This window comes from Microbacterium paraoxydans (assembly GCF_019056515.1).
In the GTDB taxonomy this organism is placed as follows: domain Bacteria; phylum Actinomycetota; class Actinomycetes; order Actinomycetales; family Microbacteriaceae; genus Microbacterium.
In genome coordinates this window covers 1,714,438-1,740,633 of record NZ_CP064873.1, presented here as the reverse complement: position 1 = coordinate 1,740,633, position 26,196 = coordinate 1,714,438, and the positions used below count along the sequence as shown (strand labels likewise).

At 70.2% G+C, this 26,196-nt stretch carries 23 protein-coding genes and 1 tRNA gene; 22 read left to right on the top strand and 2 right to left on the bottom strand.

The features are described 5' to 3' along the window. Positions 1–34 precede the first annotated feature (34 nt). The 14 genes from hisG to IZR02_RS08220 all read left to right on the top strand — a co-directional run bounded on the left by hisG (position 35) and on the right by IZR02_RS08220 (position 15,954). Complete coding sequence (gene hisG / locus IZR02_RS08285) at positions 35–874, top strand: ATP phosphoribosyltransferase (RefSeq protein ID WP_025103483.1); 840 nt, start codon at positions 35–37, stop codon at positions 872–874. Continuing rightward, positions 874–1,635, top strand: coding sequence for an imidazole glycerol phosphate synthase subunit HisF (hisF, locus tag IZR02_RS08280; protein WP_025103482.1), 762 nt, complete (start codon positions 874–876; stop codon positions 1,633–1,635). The genes hisG and hisF overlap by 1 nt, the downstream gene beginning before the upstream one ends. After that, on the top strand, positions 1,632–2,015 hold the full coding sequence (gene hisI / locus IZR02_RS08275) for a phosphoribosyl-AMP cyclohydrolase (RefSeq protein ID WP_025103481.1): 384 nt from the start codon (positions 1,632–1,634) through the stop codon (positions 2,013–2,015). The genes hisF and hisI overlap by 4 nt, the downstream gene beginning before the upstream one ends. Continuing rightward, entirely contained in the window at positions 2,012–2,602 is a 591-nt protein-coding gene (locus IZR02_RS08270; protein WP_217316375.1) for a Trp biosynthesis-associated membrane protein, read from the top strand. Before hisI ends, IZR02_RS08270 begins: the two co-directional genes overlap by 4 nt. 47 nt (positions 2,603–2,649) lie before the next feature. Continuing rightward, on the top strand, positions 2,650–2,880 hold the full coding sequence (locus IZR02_RS08265) for an HGxxPAAW family protein (protein WP_025103479.1): 231 nt from the start codon (positions 2,650–2,652) through the stop codon (positions 2,878–2,880). After that, positions 2,880–3,656 (top strand): indole-3-glycerol phosphate synthase TrpC, encoded by a 777-nt coding sequence (gene trpC / locus IZR02_RS08260; RefSeq protein ID WP_025103478.1) that lies wholly within the window; start codon positions 2,880–2,882, stop codon positions 3,654–3,656. Before IZR02_RS08265 ends, trpC begins: the two co-directional genes overlap by 1 nt. Continuing rightward, positions 3,653–4,921: a tryptophan synthase subunit beta gene (gene trpB, locus IZR02_RS08255; RefSeq protein WP_025103477.1), complete on the top strand. Its 1,269-nt coding sequence runs from the start codon at positions 3,653–3,655 to the stop codon at positions 4,919–4,921. The genes trpC and trpB overlap by 4 nt, the downstream gene beginning before the upstream one ends. Further along, positions 4,918–5,721 carry a tryptophan synthase subunit alpha gene (gene trpA, locus IZR02_RS08250; RefSeq protein ID WP_217316374.1) on the top strand — a complete coding sequence of 268 codons (804 nt, stop codon included), beginning with the start codon at positions 4,918–4,920 and terminating at the stop codon, positions 5,719–5,721. The genes trpB and trpA overlap by 4 nt, the downstream gene beginning before the upstream one ends. A 10-nt stretch (positions 5,722–5,731) precedes the next feature. Then, positions 5,732–6,757 carry a prolipoprotein diacylglyceryl transferase gene (gene lgt / locus IZR02_RS08245; protein ID WP_025103475.1) on the top strand — a complete coding sequence of 342 codons (1,026 nt, stop codon included), beginning with the start codon at positions 5,732–5,734 and terminating at the stop codon, positions 6,755–6,757. 142 nt (positions 6,758–6,899) lie between these two features. Then, positions 6,900–11,423, top strand: coding sequence for a glutamate synthase large subunit (gltB, locus tag IZR02_RS08240; RefSeq protein ID WP_115642547.1), 4,524 nt, complete (start codon positions 6,900–6,902; stop codon positions 11,421–11,423). Beyond that, a complete protein-coding gene (locus IZR02_RS08235) occupies positions 11,416–12,882 on the top strand; it encodes a glutamate synthase subunit beta (RefSeq protein WP_025103473.1) in 1,467 nt (488 codons plus the stop codon). Before gltB ends, IZR02_RS08235 begins: the two co-directional genes overlap by 8 nt. Positions 12,883–12,938: 56 nt before the next feature. Next, entirely contained in the window at positions 12,939–14,387 is a 1,449-nt protein-coding gene (pyk, locus tag IZR02_RS08230) for a pyruvate kinase (RefSeq protein WP_025103472.1), read from the top strand. A 110-nt stretch (positions 14,388–14,497) separates the two neighbouring features. After that, positions 14,498–15,304, top strand: a complete 807-nt coding sequence (locus tag IZR02_RS08225; protein ID WP_025103471.1) for an alpha/beta fold hydrolase — start codon at positions 14,498–14,500, stop codon at positions 15,302–15,304. Further along, entirely contained in the window at positions 15,244–15,954 is a 711-nt protein-coding gene (locus tag IZR02_RS08220; protein WP_051582192.1) for an esterase/lipase family protein, read from the top strand. The genes IZR02_RS08225 and IZR02_RS08220 overlap by 61 nt, the downstream gene beginning before the upstream one ends. A 22-nt stretch (positions 15,955–15,976) precedes the next feature. On the opposite strand, the gene IZR02_RS08215 is transcribed toward IZR02_RS08220, so the two are convergent. Beyond that, a tRNA-Leu gene (locus IZR02_RS08215) sits at positions 15,977–16,062 on the bottom strand. 100 nt (positions 16,063–16,162) lie between these two features. Here IZR02_RS08215 and IZR02_RS08210 point away from each other — a divergent pair. Beyond that, the gene (locus IZR02_RS08210) at positions 16,163–16,780 is read left to right on the top strand and encodes an ANTAR domain-containing response regulator (RefSeq protein ID WP_025103469.1); all 618 of its coding nucleotides are present in this window, start codon (positions 16,163–16,165) and stop codon (positions 16,778–16,780) included. Positions 16,781–16,789: 9 nt separating this feature from the next. Continuing rightward, positions 16,790–17,353 carry a GNAT family N-acetyltransferase gene (locus IZR02_RS08205; RefSeq protein WP_025103468.1) on the top strand — a complete coding sequence of 188 codons (564 nt, stop codon included), beginning with the start codon at positions 16,790–16,792 and terminating at the stop codon, positions 17,351–17,353. Here the strand turns inward: IZR02_RS08205 and IZR02_RS08200 are convergent. Next, entirely contained in the window at positions 17,328–17,756 is a 429-nt protein-coding gene (locus IZR02_RS08200; RefSeq protein ID WP_025103467.1) for a hotdog fold thioesterase, read from the bottom strand. The genes IZR02_RS08205 and IZR02_RS08200 overlap by 26 nt on opposite strands. Before the next feature lie 45 nt (positions 17,757–17,801). Here IZR02_RS08200 and polA point away from each other — a divergent pair, with 45 nt between their 5' ends. The 6 genes from polA to IZR02_RS08170 are packed head-to-tail and all read left to right on the top strand — an operon-like array spanning position 17,802 to position 26,195. Beyond that, positions 17,802–20,435, top strand: a complete 2,634-nt coding sequence (polA, locus tag IZR02_RS08195) for a DNA polymerase I (RefSeq protein WP_217316373.1) — start codon at positions 17,802–17,804, stop codon at positions 20,433–20,435. A 39-nt stretch (positions 20,436–20,474) separates the two neighbouring features. Continuing rightward, entirely contained in the window at positions 20,475–22,151 is a 1,677-nt protein-coding gene (locus IZR02_RS08190) for a DUF885 domain-containing protein (RefSeq protein WP_025103465.1), read from the top strand. 55 nt (positions 22,152–22,206) lie between these two features. Beyond that, positions 22,207–23,241 carry an LLM class flavin-dependent oxidoreductase gene (locus IZR02_RS08185; RefSeq protein ID WP_025103464.1) on the top strand — a complete coding sequence of 345 codons (1,035 nt, stop codon included), beginning with the start codon at positions 22,207–22,209 and terminating at the stop codon, positions 23,239–23,241. 51 nt (positions 23,242–23,292) lie between these two features. Further along, positions 23,293–24,645, top strand: coding sequence for an MFS transporter (locus IZR02_RS08180; protein WP_025103463.1), 1,353 nt, complete (start codon positions 23,293–23,295; stop codon positions 24,643–24,645). Between the two features lie 28 nt (positions 24,646–24,673). Next, the gene (locus tag IZR02_RS08175) at positions 24,674–25,429 is read left to right on the top strand and encodes an SGNH/GDSL hydrolase family protein (protein ID WP_025103462.1); all 756 of its coding nucleotides are present in this window, start codon (positions 24,674–24,676) and stop codon (positions 25,427–25,429) included. 19 nt (positions 25,430–25,448) lie between these two features. Beyond that, positions 25,449–26,195, top strand: a complete 747-nt coding sequence (locus IZR02_RS08170; RefSeq protein WP_025103461.1) for a formylglycine-generating enzyme family protein — start codon at positions 25,449–25,451, stop codon at positions 26,193–26,195. Position 26,196: the final 1 nt, after the last annotated feature.

Below are 26,196 nucleotides of genomic sequence, written 5' to 3'. Positions count from 1 at the left end.
CTCCGGTCCCACTCCTTCGAACTGAAAGCCGTTCATGCTGCGCATCGCCGTTCCCAACAAGGGCTCGCTCTCCGAGACCGCCGCCGAGATGCTCGCGGAGGCGGGCTACGCCGGCCGCCGCGACCCCAAGACCCTGCATGTCATCGACGCCGAGAACGACGTCGAGTTCTTCTTCCTCCGCCCGCGCGACATCGCCACTTACGTGGCCTCCGGCGCCCTCGACGTCGGCATCACCGGTCGTGATCTCCTCCTCGACGTGCAGCAGCCGGCGCGCGAGATCGAGCAGCTCGGCTTCGGGGCGTCCACGTTCCGCTTCGCGGGTCCTCCCGGACGCTTCACCTCCGTCCAGGATCTCGACGGCGTCCGCGTGGCCTCCGCCTATCCGGGTCTGGTCGGCTCCTTCCTCCGCGACCAGGGGGTGAACGCCGAGCTCGTGCAGCTCGACGGTGCCGTGGAGTCCGCCGTGCGCCTCGGTGTCGCCGACGCGGTCGCCGACGTGGTGTCCACCGGCACCACCCTGCGCCAGGCGGGGTTGGAGATCTTCGGCCCCGTGATCCTGGAGTCCGAGGCCGTGCTGATCAGCCGTCCCGGTGAGGCCGACGGCGTGGAGACGCTGCTGCGCCGACTCCGCGGCGTCATGGTCGCGCGGCGCTACGTGCTCCTCGACTACGACCTCCCCACCGAGCTCGTCGATCAGGCCGTGGCCATCGCCCCGGGTCGCGAGTCCGCGACCATCTCGCCGCTCCGCGACCCGGCCTGGGTGGCCGTGCGCGTCATGATCCCGCGTCGCCGGGTCAACCAGGTGATGGACGACCTGTACGCCCTGGGCGCCCGGGCCATCCTCGTCACGGCGATCCACGCGGCGAGGCTCTGATGGCCCTCGCGAGTCGCGTCATCCCGTGCCTCGACGTCGCCGACGGTCGCGTCGTCAAGGGCGTCAACTTCGAGAACCTCCGCGACATGGGCGATCCGGTGGAGCTCGCCCGCCACTACGCCGCCCAGGGTGCCGACGAGATCACGTTCCTGGACGTCACCGCGACGGTGGACGCGCGGGCCACGACCTACGACGTCGTGCAGCGCACCGCGGAGCAGGTCTTCGTGCCGCTGACGGTGGGCGGCGGGGTGCGCAGCGTTGACGACGTCGCGCGACTCCTCGCCGTCGGTGCGGACAAGGTCGGCGTGAACTCCGCGGCGATCGCCCGTCCCGAGCTCATCGGCGAGATCGCGGATCGCTTCGGTGCCCAGGTGCTCGTGCTCTCGCTCGACGTCAAGCGCGCCGACACGACGCGCTCCGGCTTCGTCGTCACCACGCACGGCGGTCGCACGCAGACCACGCTGGACGCGCTCGACTGGGCGCGCGAGGCCGCGGAGCGCGGGGCGGGGGAGCTGCTCGTGAACTCGATCGACGCCGACGGCACTCGCGACGGCTTCGATCTCGAGCTCGTCCGACTCATGCGCGAAGTCGCGCCGATCCCCGTGATCGCCTCCGGCGGTGCGGGACGGGCGACCGACTTCGCTCCGGCCATCAAGGCGGGCGCCGACGCCGTGCTCGCGGCCAGCGTGTTCCACACCGGAGCCCTGACCGTCGGCGACGTGAAGGATGCGCTGCGCGCGGAAGGAGTGCTCGTCCGATGACCGACACGCCGAAGCAGGACGAGGTCTCCGTCGACGACCGCATCGCGCAGGTCGCCTTCAACGCCGACGGGCTCGCCCCGGTCATCGTGCAGCAGTGGGATTCGCGTGAGGTGCTCATGCTCGCGTGGGTGGATGCCGAGGCGCTGCGCCGCACGCTCACCTCCGGTCGTGCGACCTACTGGTCCCGCTCGCGGCAGGAGTACTGGCGCAAGGGCGACACGTCCGGCCACATCCAGGTCGTGCGGGAGGCCCGGCTCGACTGCGACGGGGATGCGCTCCTGCTCCTCGTCGACCAGACCGGCCCCGCGTGCCACACCGGCACGCGGACGTGCTTCGACACGACGGACCTGGGCGCCCTCGACGGGGTGGCCGCCTCGTGAGCATCGCGCAGCGCGGACGCTCCCTCTCCTTGACGGGGTTCCTGCTGGCCGGCGCCATCGGGATCGTTTCCTCCACGCAGACCTGGTTCACGGTGCAGCGCGCGGACGCGGGGGAGGACATCCTCGTCCCCGGAGCCTCCGCCCTCGTGCTCCTCGCCCCGCTGAGCCTCGCGGTCCTGGCGCTCGGTGCCGCCCTCGCGATCGCCGGCCGGGTCGTGCGCGTCGTCTTCGGGGTGCTGGCCGCCGCGGCCGCGCTGTTCCTGGGCTGGTCCACGCTGCAACTCCTCCTCGGCGACGCGTACGGCGCAGTCGCTGCGACCGTCACCGAGACGACGGGACTCGCCGGGAGCGGAGCCGTCCACGAGGTCGCGGCGAGCATCGTGCCGTCGGCCTGGCCGTTCCTCGCCCTCGTCGGCTGGGCGATCCTGCTCGTCGCCGCCGTCGTCGTGCTGACCACCTGGCGGCGCTGGAAGGCCGGCGGCCGTCGCTATCGCACCGACGCGCCGAGCGACGCGCCGCACGACGGTCCCGTCGACGCGGTCGATTCCTGGGACGAGCTGTCCCGCGGGTCCGACCCGACGCGCTGACCCCGATAGACTGAACCCAGATCCCCACGTCGTCCCCGGAGGAGAACATGACCAACCCGATCGCTGACCCCGGCCACGGACACTCGCCTGCGGCCTGGACCGCCGTCGTGATCATGCTCGTCGGCTTCGCTGCCGCGACCGTCGCGTTCTGCTTCGAGCAGCCGACCCTGGTGTGGATCGCCGCCGCACTGATCCCGATCGGGGCGATCGTCGGCTGGGTGCTCGCGAAGGCGGGATACGGCGTGAAGGGTCCCAAGTACGCTCCGAAGGCGCACTAGTGGTCCTCGCCGACCTGACGGCCGGCGCTGTCGCAGACGCCGAGCGTCGCTCCCAGTCCCGTCCGCTCGCGGTCGTCGAGCGTGACGCCCTCGCGCGCCCCGCGGCGAAGGACGCGCTGTCGTACCTCGCTCCCGCCGACCGGGTGAAGATCATCGCCGAGGTGAAGCGGGCGAGTCCATCCCGCGGTGCCCTCGCGGAGATCCCGGATCCCGCGCACCAGGCCGCGCTCTACGAGACCGGTGGCGCCTCCGCGATCAGCGTCCTCACCGAGGAGCGCCGCTTCGGCGGCAGTCTCGCCGATCTGGAGGCGGTCACTGCCCGGGTCTCGCTGCCCGTGCTCCGGAAGGACTTCATCGCCACCCGGTACCAGGTGCTCGAGGCGCGTGCCGCCGGTGCCGACCTCGTCCTCCTGATCGTGGCGGGCCTGGAGCCGGACGTCCTCCGCGACCTGTACGGGTTCATCCTCGAGCTCGGCATGACGCCGCTCGTCGAGACCCACTCGGCGGAGGAGCTGGAGGCCGCGATCGACCTCGGCGCCGCCCTGATCGGCGTGAACGCCCGCAACCTCAAGACCCTCGAGCTCGACCGCGATCTGTTCGGCCGGCTCGTGGACCGCATCCCCGACTCGGCGATCAAGATCGCGGAGTCCGCGGTGCTCACCCCCGCCGATGTCGCGCACTACCGTTCGGCCGGTGCCGACGTCGTGCTGATCGGCGAGGCCCTGGTGACCGGAGACCCGGTCGCCACTCTCGAGAGCTTCCTGGAGGCGAAGTGAGTCTGCGCGACCAGCACGGTCCGTTCTTCGGCGAGTTCGGCGGACGGTACATGCCGGAGTCCCTGGTCGCCGCGATCGACGAGCTGACGGTCGCCTACGAGGAGGCCATCGCCGATCCGGAGTTCCGTGCCGAGCTCGCCCACCTGCTGTCCTCCTACGCCGGGCGTCCGTCCGCGCTCACCGAGGTGCCCCGGTTCGCGGAGCACGCGGGCGGCGCGCGGGTCTTCCTCAAGCGCGAGGACCTCAACCACACCGGTTCGCACAAGATCAACAACGTGCTGGGCCAGGCTCTGCTCACCAAGCGCCTCGGCAAGACCCGGGTCATCGCCGAGACCGGAGCGGGTCAGCACGGCGTCGCCACGGCGACCGCCGCCGCGCTGTTCGGCCTCGACTGCACCATCTACATGGGCGAGGTCGACACCGAGCGCCAGGCGCTGAACGTCGCCCGCATGCGTCTGCTGGGCGCCGAGGTCGTCGCGGTCACCTCGGGCTCGCGCACGCTGAAGGACGCGATCAACGACGCCTACCGCGACTGGGTGGCCTCGGTCGAGACCACCAACTACATCTTCGGCACCGCCGCCGGCCCGCACCCGTTCCCGGCGATGGTCCGCGACTTCCAGAAGATCATCGGCGAAGAGGCTCGCGCCCAGATCCTCGACGAGGTCGGCCGGCTTCCCGACGCGGTCGTCGCCTGCGTCGGCGGCGGATCCAACGCGATCGGCATGTTCGACGCGTTCCTGGACGACGAGGGCGTGCGCCTGTACGGCGTGGAGGCGGCCGGCGACGGCGTCGACACCGACAAGCACGCCGCCTCGATCGAGCGCGGCCGCCCCGGCGTGCTGCACGGCGCGAAGACGTACGTGCTGCAGGACGAAGACGGCCAGACCGTCGAATCGCACTCGATCTCCGCCGGTCTCGACTACCCGGGCGTGGGCCCCGAGCACTCGTGGCTGGCCGACATCGGCCGCGCCGAGTACATCCCGGCGACGGACGACGAGGCGATGCAGGCGCTGCGGCTGCTGAGCCGGACCGAGGGCATCATCCCCGCGATCGAGTCGGCTCATGCCCTCGCCGGCGCCCTGCGGATCGGCCGCGAGCTCGGCCCGGACGGCCTGATCGCCATCTGCCTCTCCGGCCGCGGGGATAAGGACATGGACACCGCCGCCCGCTACTTCGAGCTCTACGACGAGGACGCCCTCGCGCACGACGTGTCCGAGGAGAGCGCCGCCGAGGACGCGGCCTCGAAGGGAGAGCCGCAGCTGTGAGCCGCGTCGAACAGGCCATTCAGCGCGCGCACGACGCCGGCCGCAGCGCCTTCGTCGGCTACCTGCCCGTCGGCTTCCCCGACCTGGAGACGAGCATCCAGGCCGCGATCGCCCTCGCCGAGAACGGCGTGGACATCATCGAGCTCGGGCCGCCCTACAGCGATCCCGTCATGGACGGCGCCATCATCCAGGAGGCGACGACCAAGGCCCTCGCCGCGGGCTTCCGAATGAAGGACCTCTTCACCGCCATCCGCGCGATCACCGCCGCGACCGACGTCCCCGTCCTCGTGATGACCTACTGGAATCCCGTGCTGCAGTACGGGGTGGACCGGTATGCCGAGGACCTGCTCGCCGCGGGCGGCGCGGGTCTCATCACCCCGGACATCACCCCGGAGGCCGCCGGCGAGTGGATCGCGGCCAGCGAGCGGCTCGGTCTCGACCGGGTCTTCCTCGCAGCTCTGACCTCGTCGGACGAGCGCCTCGACCTCGTCGTGCGGTCCTCGACGGGCTTCGTCTACGCCGTCTCGACCATGGGCATCACGGGGGAGCGGGCCGAGCTCGACCGTGCGGCACGCACCCTCGTGTCGCGGCTCCGCGACCACGGTGCCCGTCGCGCCTGCGTGGGCATCGGCATCTCGACCCCGGAGCAGATCGCCGGCGTCTCCGAGTACGCCGACGGCGCCATCGTGGGCACCGCCCTCGTCCGCGCCCTCCGCGACGGCGGTGTGCCCGCTCTCGCCGAAGTCACCCGAACCCTGGCCGCCGGCACCGCGTCGGCGCGCTTCGCCTCAGAGAAGTAGGATCGCACTCATGTCCTCCGCGCTCCACAGCACCGCCGCCGGCGTGCTCGCCAGCATCCCGAGCCCGCCCGTGTCGTACGTCGACCTCGGTCCGCTCCGGATCCACTTCTACGCGCTCTGCATCATCGCCGGCATCATCGTCGCCGTCCTGATGACCAATCACCGCCTCACCAAGCGGGGCGCGGAGCCGTGGGTGGTCATCGACATCGCGATCCTCGCGGTGCCGCTCGCGATCATCGGCGCGCGCATCTTCCACGTCCTCACCCACCCGAACTTCTACTTCGGCGAGGGCAAGAACACCTGGAACCCCTTCGAGCCGGGCTCGGTCTGGGCGATCTGGGAGGGTGGCATCGCGATCTTCGGCGCCCTCATCGGCGGCGCCGTCGGCGCCTACCTCGGCTGCCGGTGGACCGGCATCCGCTTCTGGACGTTCGCGGACGCGCTCGCGCCAGGGCTGCTTCTCGCGCAGGCGATGGGACGTTTCGGCAACTGGTTCAACCACGAGCTCTTCGGCCTGCCGACTTCGCTCCCGTGGGGCCTGGAGATCGAGTCCACGAACTCGGCCTTCCCTCCCGGTCTCCCCGAGGGCACCCTCTTCCACCCGACCTTCCTGTACGAGGTCATCTGGAACGGCCTCGGCGTCCTCGTGCTGCTGTGGCTCGGACGCAAGCTGTTCTTCCAGTGGGGGCGCCTCTTCGCGATCTACCTCATCTGGTACAGCGCCGGACGCATCCTGTGGGAGTCGATCCGCATCGACCCGAGCGAGATCATCCTCGGCCTGCGCAGCAACGTCTGGGCCGCCATCATCGGCGTCGTCCTCGGCCTCGTCATCCTCGTGGTGCAGACGCGCCGTCACCCCGGTCTCGAGCCCTCGCCGTACCAGCCGGGCCGCGGACGGAAGGACGTGGACGCTGATGTACAATCGCAGGACAATCCCTCTGATTTCGTGGACGTGAGCGAGCCTCCGGCCGAAGAAGTCGCCGCCGGAGCCACTGCCACAAGCGCTGCTCCCTCGAGCGGGGACGGCTCCCGATAACGCCGACTCGCGGCGGGAGAACCATTGCACTGAACGAGCGGGCCGACGACGTCCCCGGGTTTCACTGAAGATCTGAGGACGGTAACTGGTGTACTTCCAGCCCCCTTACGGCGCCTCCGGCGCATACCCCCCGAAGCAGGGCATGTACAACCCGGCGTTCGAGAAGGACGCCTGCGGCCTGGCCATGGTCGCAACGCTGCGCGGCGAAGCCGGGCACGACATCATCGCGCTGGCCCTCGAGGCCCTGCGCAACCTGGAGCACCGCGGGGCCATCGGGTCCGACGCGGGCACCGGGGACGGAGCCGGCATCCTCACCCAGATGCCGGACGAATTCCTCCGCGCGGTCACCGGCTTCGAACTGCCGCCCGTGGGGGAGTACGCGGCCGGGCTGGCCTTCCTGCCTCGCGATTCGAGCGAGCGCCGCCAGCAGAAGGCAGGGATCGAGAAGATCGCCCGCGCGGAGGGGCTCCGCGTCCTCGGCTGGCGCGAGGTCCCCACGGCCAACGAGAACCTCGGCAAGCTCGCCGACGAGGCCCGTCCCGCCTTCGAGCAGCTCTTCGTGAGCGCCGGCGGCGCCACTCTCGCCGATGCGCCGCTGACCGGCATCGCGCTCGACCGCGTCGCCTATCGCCTCCGCAAGCGCGCGGGCCACGAGCTCGGCGCCTACTTCGTCTCCCTGTCCAGCCGCACGCTCGGCTACAAGGGCATGGTCACCACGCTCCAGCTCGAGCCGTTCTACCCGGATCTGCAGGACGAGCGCTTCGCCTCCGAGCTCGCCGTCGTGCACTCGCGGTACTCGACGAACACGTTCCCCTCGTGGCCGCTCGCGCAGCCGCTGCGGATGCTGGCCCACAACGGCGAGATCAACACCGTCGGCGGCAACCGCAACTGGATGCGCGCCCGCCAGTCGCAGCTCGAGTCCGAGCTCCTCGGCGACATCTCGCCCCTGCTGCCCATCTGCACCGACGGCGCCAGCGACTCCGCCTCGTTCGACGAGGTGCTGGAGCTGCTCACCCTCACCGGCCGCAGCCTGCCGCACGCGATCATGATGATGGTGCCGGAGGCCTACGAGAAGCAGGCCGACATCTCGCCGGAGCTGCGCGCGTTCTACGAGTACCACTCCAACCAGATGGAGCCGTGGGACGGCCCGGCCGCCCTCATCTTCACCGACGGCACGCTCGTCGGCGCGACCCTGGACCGCAACGGCCTGCGCCCCGGACGCTGGACGGAGACCACCGACGGGCTCGTCGTCATCGGCTCCGAGACCGGCGTCCTGCACTTCGAGCCGGAGCGCATCAAGCGCCGCGGCCGGCTGCAGCCCGGCAAGATGTTCCTCGTCGACACAGCCCAGCGCCGGATCGTCGAGGATGAGGAGATCAAGCACGATCTCGCGACGATGCACCCGTGGCAGGAGTGGCTCGACGCCGGTTCCGTCCGCCTGGCCGACCTCCCCGAGCGCGAGCACATCGTGCACCCGCCGGCCTCGATCACCCGGCGGCAGCGCACCTTCGGGTACACGGAGGAGGAGGTCCGCATCCTCCTCACCCCGATGGGCCAGACGGGTGTCGAGCCGCTGGGCGCCATGGGATCGGACACCCCGATCGCCGTGCTCAGCAAGCGCCCGCGGCTGCTCTTCGACTACTTCACGCAGCAGTTCGCGCAGGTGACCAACCCGCCGCTCGACTCGATCCGCGAAGAGGTTGTCACGAGTCTCAAGCTCGGTCTGGGCCCTGAGGTCAATCTGCTGACCTGGGGTCCGGAGCACACCCGCACGGTGTCGCTCGACTTCCCGGTCATCGACAACGACGAGCTCGCGAAGATCCGGCACATCGACAAGGCCCTGCCCGGGCGTTCGAGCGCCACGATCCGCGGCCTCTACCACTTCGACGCAGGACCCCACACCCTCGCCGAGCGCCTCACCGAGATGTGCGCCGAGGTCGATCAGGCGATCGAGGACGGCGCGGAGTTCATCATCCTGTCCGACCGCGACTCGAACAAGGATCTCGTCCCGATCCCGTCGCTGCTCATGGTGTCGGCGATCCACCACCACCTCATCCGGCGCGAGAACCGGATGAAGGTCGGTCTGATCGTCGAAGCCGGCGACGTGCGCGAGGTGCACCACGTCGCGACGCTCATCGGCTACGGCGCTTCGGCGATCAACCCCTACCTCGCCATGGAGACGGTCGAGCACCTCGTGCGGACCGGCTACATCACGGGCATCTCCCCGGAGAAGGCCGTGAAGAACCTCATCTACGCGCTCGGCAAGGGCGTGCTGAAGATCATGTCGAAGATGGGCATCTCCACGGTGTCGTCCTATGCGGGCGCGCAGGTGTTCGAGGCGGTCGGCCTCAGCCAGGAGTTCATCGACGCCTACTTCACGCGTACCGAGTCGAAGCTGGGCGGCATCGGGATCGAGGAGATCTTCGCCGAGAACCAGGCCCGCCACGACTACGCCTACCCGGAGGACGCCGCGGCCCGTGCCCATGAGCGGCTGTGGACCGGTGGCGAGTATCAGTGGCGCCGCGACGGCTCTCCGCATCTCTTCAACCCGGAGACGGTGTTCAAGCTCCAGCACTCCACGCGGACCCGCCGTTACGACATCTTCCGCGAATACACGAAGCTCGTCGACGACCAGGCGGCCGAGCTGAAGACGCTGCGCGGCCTGTTCTCGCTGCGGACCGGCACGCGCAAGCCCGTGCCGCTGGACGAGGTCGAGCCCGTCTCGGCGATCGTCAAGCGCTTCTCCACGGGGGCGATGAGCTACGGCTCCATCTCCAAGGAGGCGCACGAGACGCTCGCGATCGCGATGAACCGGATCGGCGGCAAGTCGAACACGGGGGAGGGCGGGGAAGACCCCGACCGTCTCGTCGACCCCGAGCGGCGCAGTGCGATCAAGCAGGTGGCCTCGGGTCGATTCGGCGTCACGAGCCTCTACCTCACCGAGGCGGACGACATCCAGATCAAGCTCGCCCAGGGCGCGAAGCCCGGTGAGGGCGGTCAGCTCCCGCCGACCAAGGTGTACCCCTGGGTCGCGCGCACCCGGCACGCCACCGCGGGGGTCGGCCTCATCTCGCCGCCGCCGCATCACGACATCTACTCGATCGAAGACCTCAAGCAGCTCATCTTCGACCTGAAGCGGGCGAACCCCGAGGCGCGCATCCACACGAAGCTCGTCAGCCAGTCCGGCATCGGCGCGGTCTCGGCCGGTGTCGCCAAGGCGCTCAGCGATGTCATTCTCGTGTCCGGTCACGACGGCGGTACGGGCGCGAGCCCGCTGAACTCGCTGAAGCACGCGGGAACGCCGTGGGAGCTCGGCCTCGCGGAGACGCAGCAGACGCTCATGCTCAACGGCATGCGCGACCGCGTCGTCGTGCAGGTCGACGGGCAGCTCAAGACCGGACGGGACGTCATCATCGGCGCCCTGCTCGGTGCCGAGGAGTTCGGCTTCGCCACCGCGCCCCTCGTGGTCAGCGGCTGCATCATGATGCGCGTCTGCCACCTCGACACCTGTCCGGTGGGCGTCGCGACGCAGAACCCCGTCCTGCGCGACCGGTTCACCGGCAAGCCCGAGTTCGTCGTGAACTTCATGGAGTTCATCGCCGAGGAGGTGCGCGAGCTGCTCGCCGAGCTCGGCTACCGCTCGATCGACGAGATCGTCGGTCGCACCGAGCTCCTGGAGACCAACGCGGCGATCGCGCACTGGAAGGCCGAGGGACTCGACCTCAGCCCGGTGCTGGAGGGACCGGCGTTCCCCGCGGGCGAGCCGCGTCGCAGCGGCCGCGCCCAGGACCACGAACTCGACAAGCACTTCGACGTGCAGCTCATCGACATCGCGAAGGGAGCGCTGCTGAACGGCGACCCCGTCGTGGTGGAGCTCCCGATCGCCAATACCGAGCGCGCGGTGGGCACGATGCTCGGACACCAGGTGACCTCGCGTCACGGCGCCACCGGTCTGCCGAAGGAGACCATCGACGTCACCCTCACCGGCACGGCGGGACAGTCGCTCGGGGCGTTCCTTCCGCCGGGCATCATCCTCCGGCTGGAGGGCGACGCGAACGACTACGTCGGCAAGGGACTCTCCGGTGGGGACATCACGATCCGGCCGCCCCGCGGCTCCGCGATCGCCCCGCACGAGAACGTCATCGCGGGCAACGTGATCGGGTACGGCGCCACGTCCGGCACCATGTTCATCTCCGGTGTGGTGGGCGAGCGCTTCCTCGTCCGCAACTCCGGTGCGACCGCGGTGGTCGAGGGCGTGGGCGACCACGCGCTCGAGTACATGACCGGCGGCCTCGCGGTGATCCTCGGATCGACCGGCCGCAACTTCGGCGCCGGCATGTCCGGGGGAGTGGCCTACGTGCACGCTCTGGACACCGCGAAGGTCAACGCGCAGTCGCTCGGCAGCGGCGAGCTGCGGCTCGAGCCGCTGGACCGCGCCGACCTCGAAGTGCTGCGCGGGCTGCTCGTGGAGCATGTGGAGCGCACGGCGTCCCCGCGCGCCACCGCCCTGCTGGAGGACTTCGACGCCAGCGCGGCGGAGTTCGTGAAGGTGCTCCCGCGCGACTTCGCCGCCGTGCGCAGCATGCGCGAGGAGGCACTGGCCGAGGGGATCGACCCCGACGGCGACATCGTCTGGAACCGCATCCTGGAGGTGACCGGTGGCTGACCCCAAAGGCTTTCTGAAGGTGACCGAGCGGGAACTTCCCGCTCGCCGTCCGGTGCCCGTGCGCATCATGGACTGGAAAGAGGTGTACGAGCCCGGCGACAAGGCGGTGCTCCGTCGCCAGGCCAGTCGCTGCATGGACTGCGGCGTGCCCTTCTGCCACTCCGGCTGCCCCCTGGGCAACCTCATCCCGGAGTGGAACGACCTCACCTGGCGCGGGGAGGGCCGCGCGGCGATCGAGCGGCTGCACGCGACGAACAACTTCCCGGAGTTCACCGGACGGCTCTGCCCGGCCCCGTGCGAGAGCTCGTGTGTCCTCGGCATCAACCAGCCGGCCGTGACCATCAAGCAGATCGAGGTCTCCATCATCGACGAGGCCTTCGCCAAGGGCTGGGTCGAGCCGGAGCCGCCGGAGCGTCTGACGGGCAAGACCGTGGCCGTCGTGGGCTCGGGCCCCGCCGGTCTCGCCGCCGCCCAGCAGCTCACCCGCGCCGGCCACACCGTCGCCGTCTTCGAGCGGGACGACCGCATCGGCGGCCTGCTGCGCTACGGCATCCCGGACTTCAAGATGGAGAAGAGCCAGCTCGAGGCTCGCCTGCGCCAGATGCAGGAGGAGGGCACGCGGTTCCGCGCCGGCGTCGAGATCGGCAAGGACATCTCCTGGGCCGACCTGCGCGCGCGGTACGACGCGGTCGTGATCGCCACCGGCGCCACGGTCCCGCGCGACCTGCCGATCCCCGGTCGCGACCTCGACGGCGTCCACTTCGCGATGGAGTACCTCGTCGAGTCGAACCACGCGGTCGCCGGCGACACCGTCCCGGACCAGATCACCGCCGAGGGCAAGCACGTCATCGTCATCGGCGGCGGCGACACGGGCGCCGACTGCATCGGCACCGCGCACCGCCAGGGCGCGCTCAGCGTCACCAACCTCGCCATCGGCAAGCAGCCGAGCGAGACGCGGCCGGATCACCAGCCGTGGCCGATGATGCCGACGATCTTCGAGGTGGCCTCGGCTCACGAGGAGGGCGGGGAGCGGGTCTTCCTCGCCTCGACCGTGGAGTTCCTGTCGAACGACGTGGGCGAGGTCCGCGCGCTCCGCGTGGCCGAGACCGAGTACATCGACGGCCGCCGCGTGCCCAAGAGCGGCACGGAGCGGGAGATCCCGGCCGACCTCGTGCTCATCGCGATGGGCTTCACCGGGCCGGAGCAGGACGGCTACACCGAGGACACCCGGCCGGAGGTGACCGAGCGCGGCGCCTTCCGTCGCGCCGCGAGCTACGAGTCGTCGATCCCCGGCGTGTTCGTCGCCGGGGACGCGGGCCGCGGGCAGTCGCTCATCGTCTGGGCGATCGCGGAGGGCCGGGCGGCGGCGGCGAACGTCGACCGCTTCCTCATGGGCACCACCGTGCTGCCGGAGCCGGTGCGCCCGAGCGATGTCGCGATCGGCCTCCAGCCCGCGTAGGCTGAGGCCGGCAGTGTCGCCTGTTTGTAATCCCCCACTTCTACCCTGGAGACATGTTGAGACGCGCGAAAATCGTCGCCACCCTGGGCCCCGCCACTTCCACGTATGAGACGGTGCGCGCACTGATCGATGCGGGTGTGGACGTCGCCCGACTGAACCTCAGCCACGGTGACTACTCCGTGCACGAGAACAACTACGCGAACGTGCGCCGTGCGGCGGAGGACTCCGGTCGTGCCGTCGCCATCCTCGTGGACCTCCAGGGTCCGAAGATCCGTCTGGGCCGCTTCGAGGACGGACCCTACGAGCTCGCCAAGGGCGACATCTTCAAGATCACCACCGAGGACATCATCGGCAACAAGGAGATCTGCGGCACGACGTTCAAGGGCCTTCCTCAGGACGTCAAGCCCGGGGACTTCCTGCTGATCGACGACGGCAAGGTGCGCGTCGAGGTCGTCGAGACCGACGGCGTGACCGTCACCACGCGTGTCGTCGTCGCCGGCGCCGTCTCGAACAACAAGGGCATCAACCTGCCCGGCGTCGCCGTCAACGTCCCCGCGCTCAGCGAGAAGGACGAGGAGGACCTCCGCTGGGGCCTCCGGACCGGTGCCGACCTCATCGCGCTGTCGTTCGTGCGCAACGCCTCGGACGTGACCCGCGTGCACGAGATCATGGCGGAGGAGGGCGTCCGCGTCCCGGTCATCGCCAAGATCGAGAAGCCGCAGGCCGTCGACGCGCTCGAAGAGATCGTCGACGCGTTCGACGGCATCATGGTCGCCCGTGGCGACCTCGGCGTGGAGCTGCCCCTCGAAGCCGTCCCGATCGTGCAGAAGCGCGCCGTCGAGCTGGCCCGTCGCAACGCGAAGCCCGTGATCGTGGCGACGCAGATGCTCGAGTCGATGATCAACAGCCCGGTGCCGACCCGTGCCGAGACCTCCGATGTCGCCAACGCCGTCCTCGACGGTGCCGACGCGGTCATGCTCTCCGGCGAGACCAGCGTGGGCGACTACCCGGTCGTCGTCGTCGAGACGATGGCCCGGATCATCGAGTCGACGGAGGAGCACGGTCTGGAGCGCATCCTGCCGCTCACGACGAAGCCCCGCACGCAGGGTGGTGCCATCACGCTCGCGGCCCTCGAGGTCGCGGAGTTCGTGGACGCCAAGTTCCTGTGCGTGTTCACGCAGTCGGGCGACTCGGCGCGCCGCCTGTCCCGTCTGCGCTCCCGCATCCCGATGCTGGCCTTCACGCCGGAGCCCGGCATCCGTCGTCGTATGGCGCTGACCTGGGGTCTCCGCTCCACCCTCGTCGACATGGTGCAGCACACCGACCTCATGTACCACCAGGTCGACGAGTACCTCCTCGGGAACGGCCTCGCCGTCGAGGGGGACAAGGTCGTCGTCATCTCCGGGTCCCCTCCCGGGATCATCGGTTCCACGAACGACCTGCGCGTGCACAAGGTCGGCGATGCGCTCCGCGGCGCCGCGCCGATCTACAAGGCCGGCGTCTGACGCAGGGCGTTCCGGGAGGGGCGGGGCTTCGGCCTCGCCCCTCCCTGTCATCTCCGGGCCGGTGCGTCAAGCCTCTCGGCCGTGACGGCGGCCTCGGTTAGCGTGCTGCCATGGTCCTCCGTCGTCTCCTCGTCACCTCCGGGCTGACGTTCCGCATCCTGGAGAGTCCGCGGCCCGCCGGCAGCACCGCCCCGACCGTGGTCCTCGTGCACGGGATCGGGATGTCGCATCGGTACCTGTCGCGGCTGCACGCCGTGCTCGCCGACACCACGAGGGTGGTCTCCGTCGACCTCCCGGGCTTCGGCGGCCTGCCCAAGCCGCGGTTCGACGTCTCCATCCCGCAGATGGCGGCAGGCCTGGCTCAGGTGGTGGCGAGCCTCGACGACGATCGCGTCGTGCTCGTCGGGCACTCGATGGGCGTGCAGTGGGCCGTGGAGACGGCGCTGCGGCATCCCGAGTACGTCCGGACCGTCGTGACGATCGGACCCGTCACCGACGACGCCCACCGGACTCTCGGCGCGCAGGCCCGGGCCCTGGCCGTCGACACCGTCGGCGAGACCCCGGCGATCAACACGGTCGTCTTCACCGACTACCTGCGCTGCGGCGTGCGGTGGTATCTCCGCCAGCTCCGGCACATGCTCGCGTATCCCCTGGAGGAGAGGGTCGCGGCTCTCACCATGCCGGTGCTCGTCGTCCGGGGGAGTGACGATCCGATCGCAGGACGCGCGTGGTGCCGGCGCCTGCGCGACGCGGCGGCCGTCTCGCGATTGGTGGAGATCCCCGGTCACCATCATGTCGCGCAGCAGTCCGCGCCCCGGGCGGTGGCTTCCGCGATCCTGGCCCACACGACGGGAGCATGGCCGACGGCGGTGCCGGCCGCACCCATCCGGCGGGGGAGGGCACGATCAGCGTCCTGAGGATCCTGGGCTGGTGGGCCGCGGACTACGCCTACGCGGGGTTCTGGCAGGTCCGATCGTTCTTCGGCCGTGACCAGGCGGATGACTTCACCACCGGAGACCGCGCCCCGATCGTGGTGCTCGCCGGTGTCTACGAGACCTGGCGCTTCCTGGAGCCGCTCATCGTCGCGCTGCACGAGCGGGGGCACCCGGTCCATGTCGTGGATGCGCTGCGCCGCAACCAGTTCCCCGTGCAGGATGAGGCCGATCAGGTGGCCGACTACCTGCGCGCGCACGACCTCTCGGGCGTGTTCCTCGTCGCCCACAGCAAGGGCGGCCTCGCCGGGAAGCTGGTGATGACCGGCCCGGAGGGTGCCCGGATCCGCGGCATGCTCGCCATCGCGACGCCGTTCGGGGGCTCCCGATATGCGCGGCTGCTGCCCGGTCGGGTGCTGCGGGCGTTCTCACCCGACGACCCCTCGATCGTCGCGCTGGGGCGGGAGCTCGATGTGAACGCGCGCATCGTCTCGATCTACGCCGCGTTCGATCCGCACATCCCCGAGGGGAGTGAGCTCGCCGGGGCCAAGAACGTCGTCCTGGAGACGGGCGGGCACTTCCGCATCCTCGCCCACCCCCGTGTGATGGCCGAACTCGCCGCCCTCGCCGAGTAACGGGGCGAGCGGTCCGCGATGCTGGTGCCGGCGGTGGGACTCGAACCCACACGCCCTCTCGGACAAAGCATTTTGAGTGCTCCGCGTCTGCCATTCCGCCACGCCGGCCCGTGTCTCGCGACTTCGACTGTAGCGCAGACGACGGACGGTTCCCCGCGCGCCCGCCGTCTTCAGCCGGCGGTGGGGACCTCTCCGTTAGGATGGAGGGGTGACCGAGCAAGAACAGGCTGAGCAGCCCACGGCATCCGCACCCCGACGCGTCGTCGTCGCCGAAGACGAGTCGCTGATCCGTCTCGACATCGTCGAGATCCTCCGCGACAACGGCTTCGATGTCGTCGGCGAGGCCGGCGACGGCGAGACGGCGGTGGCCCTCGCCACCGAGCTGCGTCCCGACCTCGTCATCATGGACGTGAAGATGCCCCAGCTCGACGGCATCAGCGCTGCCGAGAAGCTCCACAAGGGCAACATCGCCCCGGTCGTGCTGCTGACCGCGTTCAGCCAGAAGGAGCTCGTGGAGCGCGCGAGCGAGGCCGGAGCCCTGGCCTACGTCGTGAAGCCCTTCACCCCGAACGATCTCCTCCCCGCGATCGAGATCGCCCTGGCCCGCCACGAGCAGATCATCACCCTCGAGGCTGAGGTCGCCGACATGGTCGAGCGCTTCGAGACCCGCAAGCTCGTCGACCGCGCGAAGGGCCTCCTCAACGAGAAGATGGGCCTGAGCGAGCCCGAGGCGTTCCGCTGGATCCAGAAGGCATCGATGGATCGCCGCCTGACGATGCAGGACGTCGCCAAGGCGATCATCGAGCAGCTCGCTCCCAAGAAGTAAGGCACTCCGGTGCTCCGGCTGGACGCAGAGCACGTTCTGCGGCCGGTCCGCGCCGGCGACGGTGCGGCGATCGCGCGCGCGTATCTCGCGAACAGAGAGCACCTCGCCCCGTGGGAGCCGGAGCGTTCCGAGGCGTTCTTCACCGAGGACTGGCAGGAGCAGAACGCGCAGCAGTGCGTCGCGGAGGCCGCCCTCGGGCGGAGTTCCCGGTTCGTGATCCTCTCGGACGACGGCGAGATCCGCGGCCGGGTCAACCTGAACACCATCGTGCGCGGTGCGTTCTGGAGCGCCGATCTCGGGTACTGGATCGATTCCACCCGACTGCGCCGCGGGCTCGCAGGGCGCGCGGTCGCCCTCGTGGCGGAGCACGCGCGGGACGAGCTGCGGCTGCACCGCCTCCAGGCGTCGACGCTGCTCCACAACGTCGCCTCGCAGCGGGTCCTCGCCGCCACCGGCTTCGAGCGCATCGGCATCGCCCCGAAGTACCTGCGGATCGCGGGGGAGTGGCAGGACCACATCCTGTTCCAGCTGCTGCTGGAGGAGCCGCTCAGTCCGCGGCGGGAGCGTCCTTGATCATGTTGGTGATGCGGATCGTCGAGCAGCGCCGGCCCTGATCGTCGGTCACGACGATCTCGTGCACCGTGATGCTGCGCCCCAGGTGCACGGGCGTGCAGACTCCGGTGACCACGCCCGAGGTGGCCGACCGGGTGTGCGTGGCGTTGATGTCGACGCCGACAGCGAGGCGGCCGGCGCCCGCGTGCAGGTTGGCCGCCATGGAGCCGAGCGATTCGCCGAGCACGACGTAGGCGCCGCCGTGCATGAGACCGACCGGCTGGGTGTTGCCCTCCACCGGCATCGTCGCCACACAGCGGTCGATGCCGAACTCGACGAACTCCATGCCCATCTTCTCGGCCAGCGCTCCCATGCCGCGGGCGGCCGCCCACTCGAGTCCCTCGCTGGTGGCGACCTCGCTCATGCATCCTCCTCTGCGGGTGTCCGTGCTCCTCGTTAGGCTGACAGGGTGACGGACTCCGCAAAGCCTACCCTCATGGTCGTCGACGGCCACTCGCTCGCCTACCGGGCCTTCTTCGCCCTCCCGGTCGACAACTTCACCACCAAGGACAACCAGCACACGAACGCCATCTACGGCTTCCTGTCCATGCTGGTCAACCTGATCAAGGCCGAGCAGCCCACGCATCTCGCGATCGCCTTCGACACCTCCCGCCACTCGTTCCGCACCGACGAGTACCCGGAGTACAAGGCCACCCGGTCCGAGACGCCGCAGGAGTTCAAGGGCCAGATCCCGCTGCTGCAGGACTGCCTCGCGGCGATGTCGATCCCGGTGCTGACGCAGGAGGGCATCGAGGCCGACGACATCCTCGCCACCCTCTCCACGCAGGGGGCGGCCCAGGGCTACGACGTGCTCGTGGTCTCGGGAGACCGCGACACCATCCAGCTCGTCACCGACGACGTCACGCTGCTGTACCCGTCCGTCCAGGGGGTCTCGCAGCTCAAGCGCTACGATCCGGCGACCGTGCAGGAGCGCTACGGCGTCCGTCCCGAGCAGTACCCCGACATCGCCGCCCTCGTGGGTGAGACCAGCGACAACCTGCCCGGCGTGCCGAAGGTGGGGGAGAAGACGGCCGTCAAGTGGCTCACGCAGTTCGGCTCCCTCGACGAGCTGCTCGAGCGTGCCGGTGAGATCAAGGGCGTGGTCGGCGGCAACCTCCGCGACCACATCGAAGACGTCCGCCGCAACCGCAAGCTCAACCGCCTGCTGACCGACGTGGAGCTGCCGGTCGCCCCGGCCGACCTCGCCGTCGCCCCGATCGACGCCGAGGCCGTCCGCGACATCTTCGCCCGGCTGGAGTTCCGCACGCTGCTGCCCCGGGTCTTCGAGGCCGTCGGAGCGGGCGAGGTCGCCGACGACCCGGCCTCCGTCGTCGAGATGCCCACGCCGGCACAGGTGTCCGCCCCGGATCTGGCCACCTGGGCCGCGGCGCAGGACGGAGACGTCGCTCTCCGGGTCGTGGTGCAGTCGGGCGCACCTGTGCGCGTCGGCGTCGCCACCGGGAGCGAGCTGCGCGAGCTCGACTGGTCGGAGGAGGCGGCCGCGGCGCTGCGCCCGTGGCTGGAGTCCGACGCGCCGAAGGTGCTGCACGACGCCAAGCCGCAGGTGAAGGCGTTGCTCCGTCAGGGCATCCGTCTGGGCGGGCTCGCCTACGACACGAGCCTCGCGGGCTGGCTGCTGCGCCCCAGCTTCCCCGACAAGACGCTGTCCGACCTCGTGCAGCGCTACCTGGGGGAGAAGCTCCCCGAGGCCGATCCGTCGCAGCTCGTGCCGGAGACCGAGGGTGCCACCCCCTCGCAGGAGGCATGGTTCATCCTCCGGGTGGCCGAGGCGCTGCGGGACGATCTGCCGGAGCCGGTCGACGCCGTGCTCCGCGACATCGAGCTGCCGACGCTCCGCACGCTCGCCGACATGGAGCTCGCCGGTGTCGCCGTGTCACACGAGGTCCTGTCGACGTTCTCGGCCGAACTCGCGACGCGGGCGGACGCCCTGGCCCAGGAAGCTTTCTCGGTCGTCGGTCGTGAGTTCAATCTCGGGTCGCCGAAGCAGCTCCAGGAGGTGCTGTTCGAAGACCTGCAGCTTCCCAAGACGCGCAAGACGAAGACCGGGTACTCGACCGATGCCGCGGTGCTCGCCGACCTGCAGGAGTCGCACCCGCACCCGTTCCTCAGCGTGCTGCTGCAGCACCGTGAGGCGACGAAGCTGCGGCAGATCATCGAGTCCCTCGACACCGCGATCCGGGAGGACCACCGGGTCCACACGACGTACGTGCAGACGGGCAGCCAGACCGGGCGCCTGTCCAGCACCGATCCGAACCTGCAGAACATCCCCGTCCGCACCGAGGAGTCGCGGCGCATCCGCAGCGCCTTCGAGGTCGGCGAGGGGTACGAGACGCTGCTCACCGCCGACTACTCGCAGATCGAGATGCGGATCATGGCGCACCTCTCGGGCGACGAGGGGCTGATCGAGGCGTTCAACAGCGGTGAAGACCTCCACCGCTTCGTCGGCGCCAGCGTGTTCGGCGTCGATCCGTCCGAGGTCACGCCGGCGATGCGCACCAAGGTGAAGGCGATGTCGTACGGACTCGTCTACGGCCTCTCCGCATTCGGGCTCTCGAAGCAGCTGCGCATCGAGCAGTCCGAGGCCAAGCAGCTCATGGTCGAGTACTTCGCACGGTTCGGCGCGGTCCGCGACTACCTGCGGGCCTCGGTGATGAAGGCCAAGGAGGTCGGCTACACCGAGACGATCTTCGGGCGTCGGCGGCCGTTCCCCGATCTCGCGAGCCCCAACCGCGTGCTGCGGGAGAACGCCGAGCGGGCGGCGCTCAACGCCCCGATCCAGGGCAGCGCGGCCGACATCATGAAGATCGCGCTGTTCCACATCCACGACGACCTCCACGCCGCGAAGCTGGAGTCGCGGGTGCTGCTGCAGATCCACGACGAACTCGTCGTCGAGGTCGCAGCAGGGGAGTGGGATGCGGTGGAGCAGATCGTCCGCACGCGGATGGGGGATGCCGCTCAGCTCTCCGTGCCGCTCGACGTGCAGGTGGGCCGCGGTCGGGACTGGAACGAAGCCGCGCACTGATCCCGGTGGCCGACGGGGGCGGGGATTAGGCTGGAAGGCATGACTTCAGCACCCCGCACCCCCTCCGCCATCGACAGGGTCGCCGATGAATGGGTCGACACGATCGCCGTCCTGGCGCCGACTCTCGGCACCTACATCGGTCGGTCCGAGGTCAACGACCGGTTCGGCGATCTGAGCCCGGAAGGTCATGAGGAGATCGCCGCGGCGACGCGGGCCACGCTCGACACGCTGTCCGCGCTGGAGCCCGTCGATGCGATCGACGAGGTGACCAAGACCGACCTCAGTGCGGAGCTGCGCCTCGACCTCGAGCTGCACGAAGCGAAGTGGCACCTGCGCGATCTGAACGTCATCGCCTCCGCCGCGCAGGACGTCCGCTCCGCCTTCGATCTGATGCCCACGGCGACGGTCGAGGACTGGGAGGTCATCTCCACCCGGCTCTCCGCGGTTCCCGCGGCGCTGCGCGGATACGTCGAGACGCTGCGCCTGGGCATCGCCGAGGGCGTGACTCCTGCACGACGCCAGGTCGCGGAGGTCGCGACGCAGATCGACCGCTACATCGCCGACGACGGCTTCTTCGCGGCGTTCGTCGCGCACGCCGATCCCGAGGAAGGCCAGCTTCCCGCCTCGCTCGCCCGCACCCTGGCGGACAACTCCGCGGCTGCGCGGGTCGCGTACGGGGAGCTGCGGCGCTTCCTTGCCGAGGAGCTCGCGCCCGAGGCCGGCGAGACGGACGCCGTGGGGCGCGACCTTTACGCCCTCAACTCCCGTCGATTCCTCGGCGCCACCATCGACCTCGACGAGACCTACGAGTGGGGTCGCGAAGAGCTCGCCCGCATGGTGGCCGAGCAGACGGCGATCGCGAACGAGATCCTCCCCGGCGCCTCCGTGGAGGAGGCCGTCGCGCATCTGGAATCGGACCCCGCCCGCAAGCTCGTCGGCACCGAGGCGCTCCAGCGGTGGATGCAGGAGACCAGCGACCGCGCGGTCGCCGAGCTCGGCGCCTCGCACTTCGACATCCCGGAGGCCATCCGCACCCTGGAGTGCATGATCGCGCCGACGCAGGAGGGCGGGATCTACTACACCGGCCCCACCGACGACTTCTCGCGCCCCGGCCGCATGTGGTGGTCAGTCCCCGAGGGCGTCACCGAGTTCGACACGTGGCGCGAGCTCACCACCGTGTACCACGAGGGTGTGCCGGGGCATCACCTGCAGATCGCCCAGGCCGTGTACAACCGCGCTGAGCTCAACTCGTGGCGACGGCTGCTCGCCGGCACCTCCGGTCACGCGGAGGGCTGGGCGCTGTATGCGGAGCGACTGATGGAGCAGCTCGGTTACCTGGACGACCCGGCGGATCGCCTCGGCATGCTGGACGGGCAGCGGATGCGGGCGGCGCGCGTGGTCCTCGACATCGGCGTGCACCTCGGCAAGCCCCGTCTCGACGGTGACGGCGTCTGGGATGCCGACTACGCGCTCGACTTCCTCCGTCGCAACGTCAACATGTCGGACCAGTTCGTGCAGTTCGAGGTCAACCGGTACCTCGGCTGGCCGGGTCAGGCGCCGTCGTACAAGGTCGGTCAGCGCATCTGGGAGCAGGTCCGCGACGCCGTCCAGCAGGCGGAGGGCGACGCGTTCAGCTTCAAGGGCTTCCACAAGCGCGCCCTGGATCTGGGCGGCGTCGGGCTCGACACGCTGCGGAGCGCGCTGCTGCCTCGGTGATGGGAATGCCCGCCTCCCGCCGCGCGTTCCATTCACCTGAATAGGAAGGTGTGACATGGACATCGACTTCGGGCTGGACACGTTCGGCGACATCACCCGGGATCAGGACGGCGAGCTGCTCAGCGGCGCGCAGACCATCCGGAACGTCGTCGCCCAGGCGGAGCTGGCCGATACGGTCGGCGTGGACTTCTTCGGCGTGGGGGAGCACCATCGGCGCGAGTTCGCGGTCTCGTCTCCGGAGATGGTGCTCGCGGCGATCGCCGCCCGCACCGAACGGATCCGGCTGGGCACCGCCGTGACCGTGCTGTCCTCGGACGACCCGGTGCGCGTGTTCGAGCGCTTCTCGACCCTCGACGCCCTGTCCGGAGGGCGGGCGGAGGTCGTGCTCGGGCGCGGTTCGTTCATCGAGTCCTTCCCGCTGTTCGGCTACGACCTGCGCGATTACGACCGGCTCTTCGAGGAGAAGCTGGAGCTGTTCGTCGAGCTCCTCAAGGAGGAGCCCGTGACGTGGTCCGGGTCGCTGCGGCCGTCGCTCGACAACGCGGACGTCTTCCCGAAGACCGAGAAGGGTCTGCGCACGTGGGTCGGCGTCGGCGGCAGCCCCGAGTCCGTCGTGCGTGTCGCGCGTCACGGTCTCGGCCTCATGCTGGCGATCATCGGCGGCCCGGCCGGGCGATTCAAGCCGTTCGTCGACCTGTACCACCGCTCGGTCGCCTCCTTCGGGACGACCCCTCACCCGGTGGCCGTGCACTCGCCGGGACACATTGCGCCCACCGACGCGGAGGCATGGGACGAGGCCTACCCGGGCTTCGAGGCGATGAACAACACCATCGGTCGCGAGCGCGGCTGGCCGCCCTACAGCCGCGCGCGTTTCCAGAACGACATCGGTCCCGAGGGCTCCCTCTATGCCGGCTCGCCGGAGCGCGTCGCCGCGAAGATCGCCGACACGATCACGACCCTCGGGCTCGGCCGCTTCGACCTCAAGTACGCGACGGGAACCCTCTCGCACGAGTCGATGATGCGCAGTATCGAGCTGTACGGCACCGAGGTGATCCCTCGGGTGCGGAAGCTCCTCGCCGACCGGGACTGAGCGGGCGTCATCTCGCGGCTCGGCGGGACGGGCGGCCCTACGATGAGAATCATGGCCGATACCGCCCTGCCGAGCCGCACCTCGCTCGCCGAGCGCCTCGACGTCCTCCCGTTCACCCGCCGGCACCTGCGCCTGCTCACGGGCTCCGGCGTCGGCTGGGCGCTCGACGCGATGGACGTCGGACTCATCTCCTTCATCATCGCGGCGCTCTCACAGCAGTGGGATCTGACAAAGGGGGAGGCCGGCTGGATCGCCTCGCTCGGCTTCGTCGGCATGGCGGTCGGCGCGACCCTCGGCGGTCTTCTCGCTGACCGCTTCGGCCGTCGGCAGGTGTTCGCCCTCACGCTGCTCATCTACGGTGTGGCCACCGGAGCGAGTGCTCTGGTCGGGGGAGTGGCGGCCCTGCTCGTGCTGCGCTTCTTCGTCGGCCTCGGTCTCGGCGCGGAGCTGCCGGTCGCCTCGACCTACGTGAGCGAGTTCGCTCCCGCGCGCATCCGCGGACGGCTGATCGTCATCCTGGAAGCGTTCTGGGCCGTCGGCTGGACGGCCTCCGCGCTCATCGGGTTCTTCGTCATCCCCGCCTCCGAGGCGGGCTGGCGATGGGCCTTCGCGCTCGGCGCGATCCCCGCGGTCTACGCCCTCGTCGTGCGGTGGGGTCTGCCCGAGTCGCCGCGCTGGCTGGCGTCCCGCGGACGCATCGCGGAAGCGGATCGCATCGTGGCGGCCTTCGAGGCCGATGCGGGAGTCGAGTACACCCCGCCCCTCCGGAAGGAACCGGCGTCGCGGGCCATCGCGAAGACGGCACGGGCACGGCTCGCGACCCTCTGGAACGCGGAGTTCCGCGTGCGGACGGCGTGCCTCTGGCTCGTGTGGCTGGCCGTGAACTTCGCCTACTACGGGGCCTTCATCTGGATCCCCAGCATTCTCGTGGATGCCGGATTCGACCTCGTCCGTTCGTTCGGGTTCACCCTCATCATCACGCTCGCGCAGCTCCCGGGCTACGCCGTGGCGGCCTGGCTCATCGAGGTGTGGGGACGCCGCATCACTCTGTCGGTCTTCCTGCTGGGGGCGACCGCGTCCGCCGTCGTCTTCGGCACCGCTACGACCGTGCCGATGATCATCGGCGCCGGCATGGCCCTGTCGTTCTTCACCCTCGGCGCGTGGGGCGCCCTGTACGCGGTGACGCCCGAGATCTACCCGACCTCGCTGCGCGGCACCGGGGCGGGCTGGGCCGCGGGGGTCGGACGCATCGCCTCCATCGTGGCGCCCCTCGCCGTTCCTGTCCTCCTCGTCGCCGGCGGCGCTCCTCTGCTGTTCGTCGTGTTCGCGGCCTGCTTCCTCGTCGCGGCGGCCGCCGCCTGGGGACTCGTCGACCGGAGCGGAGCGGCGCTGGACGACCGGTGACGTCCGGGACCGGGAATAGGCTGGGCGCGTGGCTGATGTACGTTTCGTCGCGATAGGCGACTCCTTCACCGAAGGCGTGGGCGATGTGCTCCCCGATGGGCGCGAGCGCGGCTGGGCCGACATCGCCGCGCAGGGATGGGCGGATGCCGCGGGGCACCCCATCCAGTACGCGAACCTGGCGATCCGAGGGAAGCTGGCCTGGCCGATCGTCGAGGAGCAGCTCGAACCCGCGCTGGCCCTCCGTCCCACGCACCTGTCGTTCAACGGCGGCGGCAACGACATGCTGCGGCCACGGACCGACGTGGAGCACATCGCCGATGCGTTCAGCCGAGTGCTGCGACGGTGTGACGAGGAGGGCGTGACGATGATCCTGCTCTCCGGCGCCAACCCCAGCGGGCAGCTTCCGATGGGCTCTCTCGTGCAGCGCCGAGGCGACCTGCTCTCCGAGGCGGTCCTGCGGCGGATCGAGGATCGCCCCGACGTGATCCGCGCCCTCAACTGGCCGGACACGGAGCTCTCGAAGCCCGCGTACTGGTCGGAGGACCGGCTTCATATGAACGCGGCCGGACACCATCGTGTCGCGGCCCGCGTGCTGCATGGACTCGGCTTCGAGCCGCCGGCAGCCTGGTGGGCGCCGCTCGATCGCTGGACCGCCGGCCCCGCGGGTCTGGCCTACTACCGGGAGTTCGTCGGGCCCTGGGTGCGTCGACGCGTGACGAGGACCTCGTCCGGAGACGGCCGCGCAGCGAAGTACCCCACCTGGGTCGAACGGTCTCCGGCGTGAGCGTCGCCGTACCCCGCGCATGAGCGATATCGAGCTCGTCCGTCTCGCCGCCGGCACGGTGACGCTGCACGACGCCCGGCGACGCACGCGCCGCACCGTGGAACTCGAACCCTTCGCCCTCGGTGTCTTCCCGGTGACCGAAGAACAGGTCACCGAGGTCCTGGGCACCCCGTCACGGCATCCTCGTCGCCCGGTCGCCGACGTGAGCTGGCTGCGGGCCGTCCACTTCTGCAACGCCGCCTCGGAGTGGGAGGGGCTCGATCCCGTCTACCACTTCGAGGGTGAGGATGTGGCCTGGGACACCACGGCGGACGGCTACCGCCTGCCGACCGAGGCCGAGTGGGAGTACGCCTGCCGCGCCGGTTCCACCGGGCCGCACTACGCCCCGCTGGCCGAGGCCGCGTGGACCGCTGCCGACGGAGTCGGTACGCCGCAGGACGTGGGCGGGAAGCTCCCGAACCTGCACGGGCTGTTCGACACGCTCGGGAACGTGTGGGAATGGTGCTGGGACCTCCTCGACCCCGCGCGGTACGACGACTACCGGGTCTTCCGCGGCGGCGGGTTCGCCGACGACGCCTGGAGCGTCCGCGCCTCGGTCCGCCGTGGGGGAGCGCCGCGCATGCACCACGAGGACGTCGGCTTCCGCGTGGCCCGGGGCGCCTTCGACACCGAGGAGGAGGCGCAGGGCTGGTCGGCAGCGGCGGACCGGGACCGTGCCTTCGTCGACGGAGGGTTGCCGTCGGGATGGACGCCGCGCCGGCGATAGC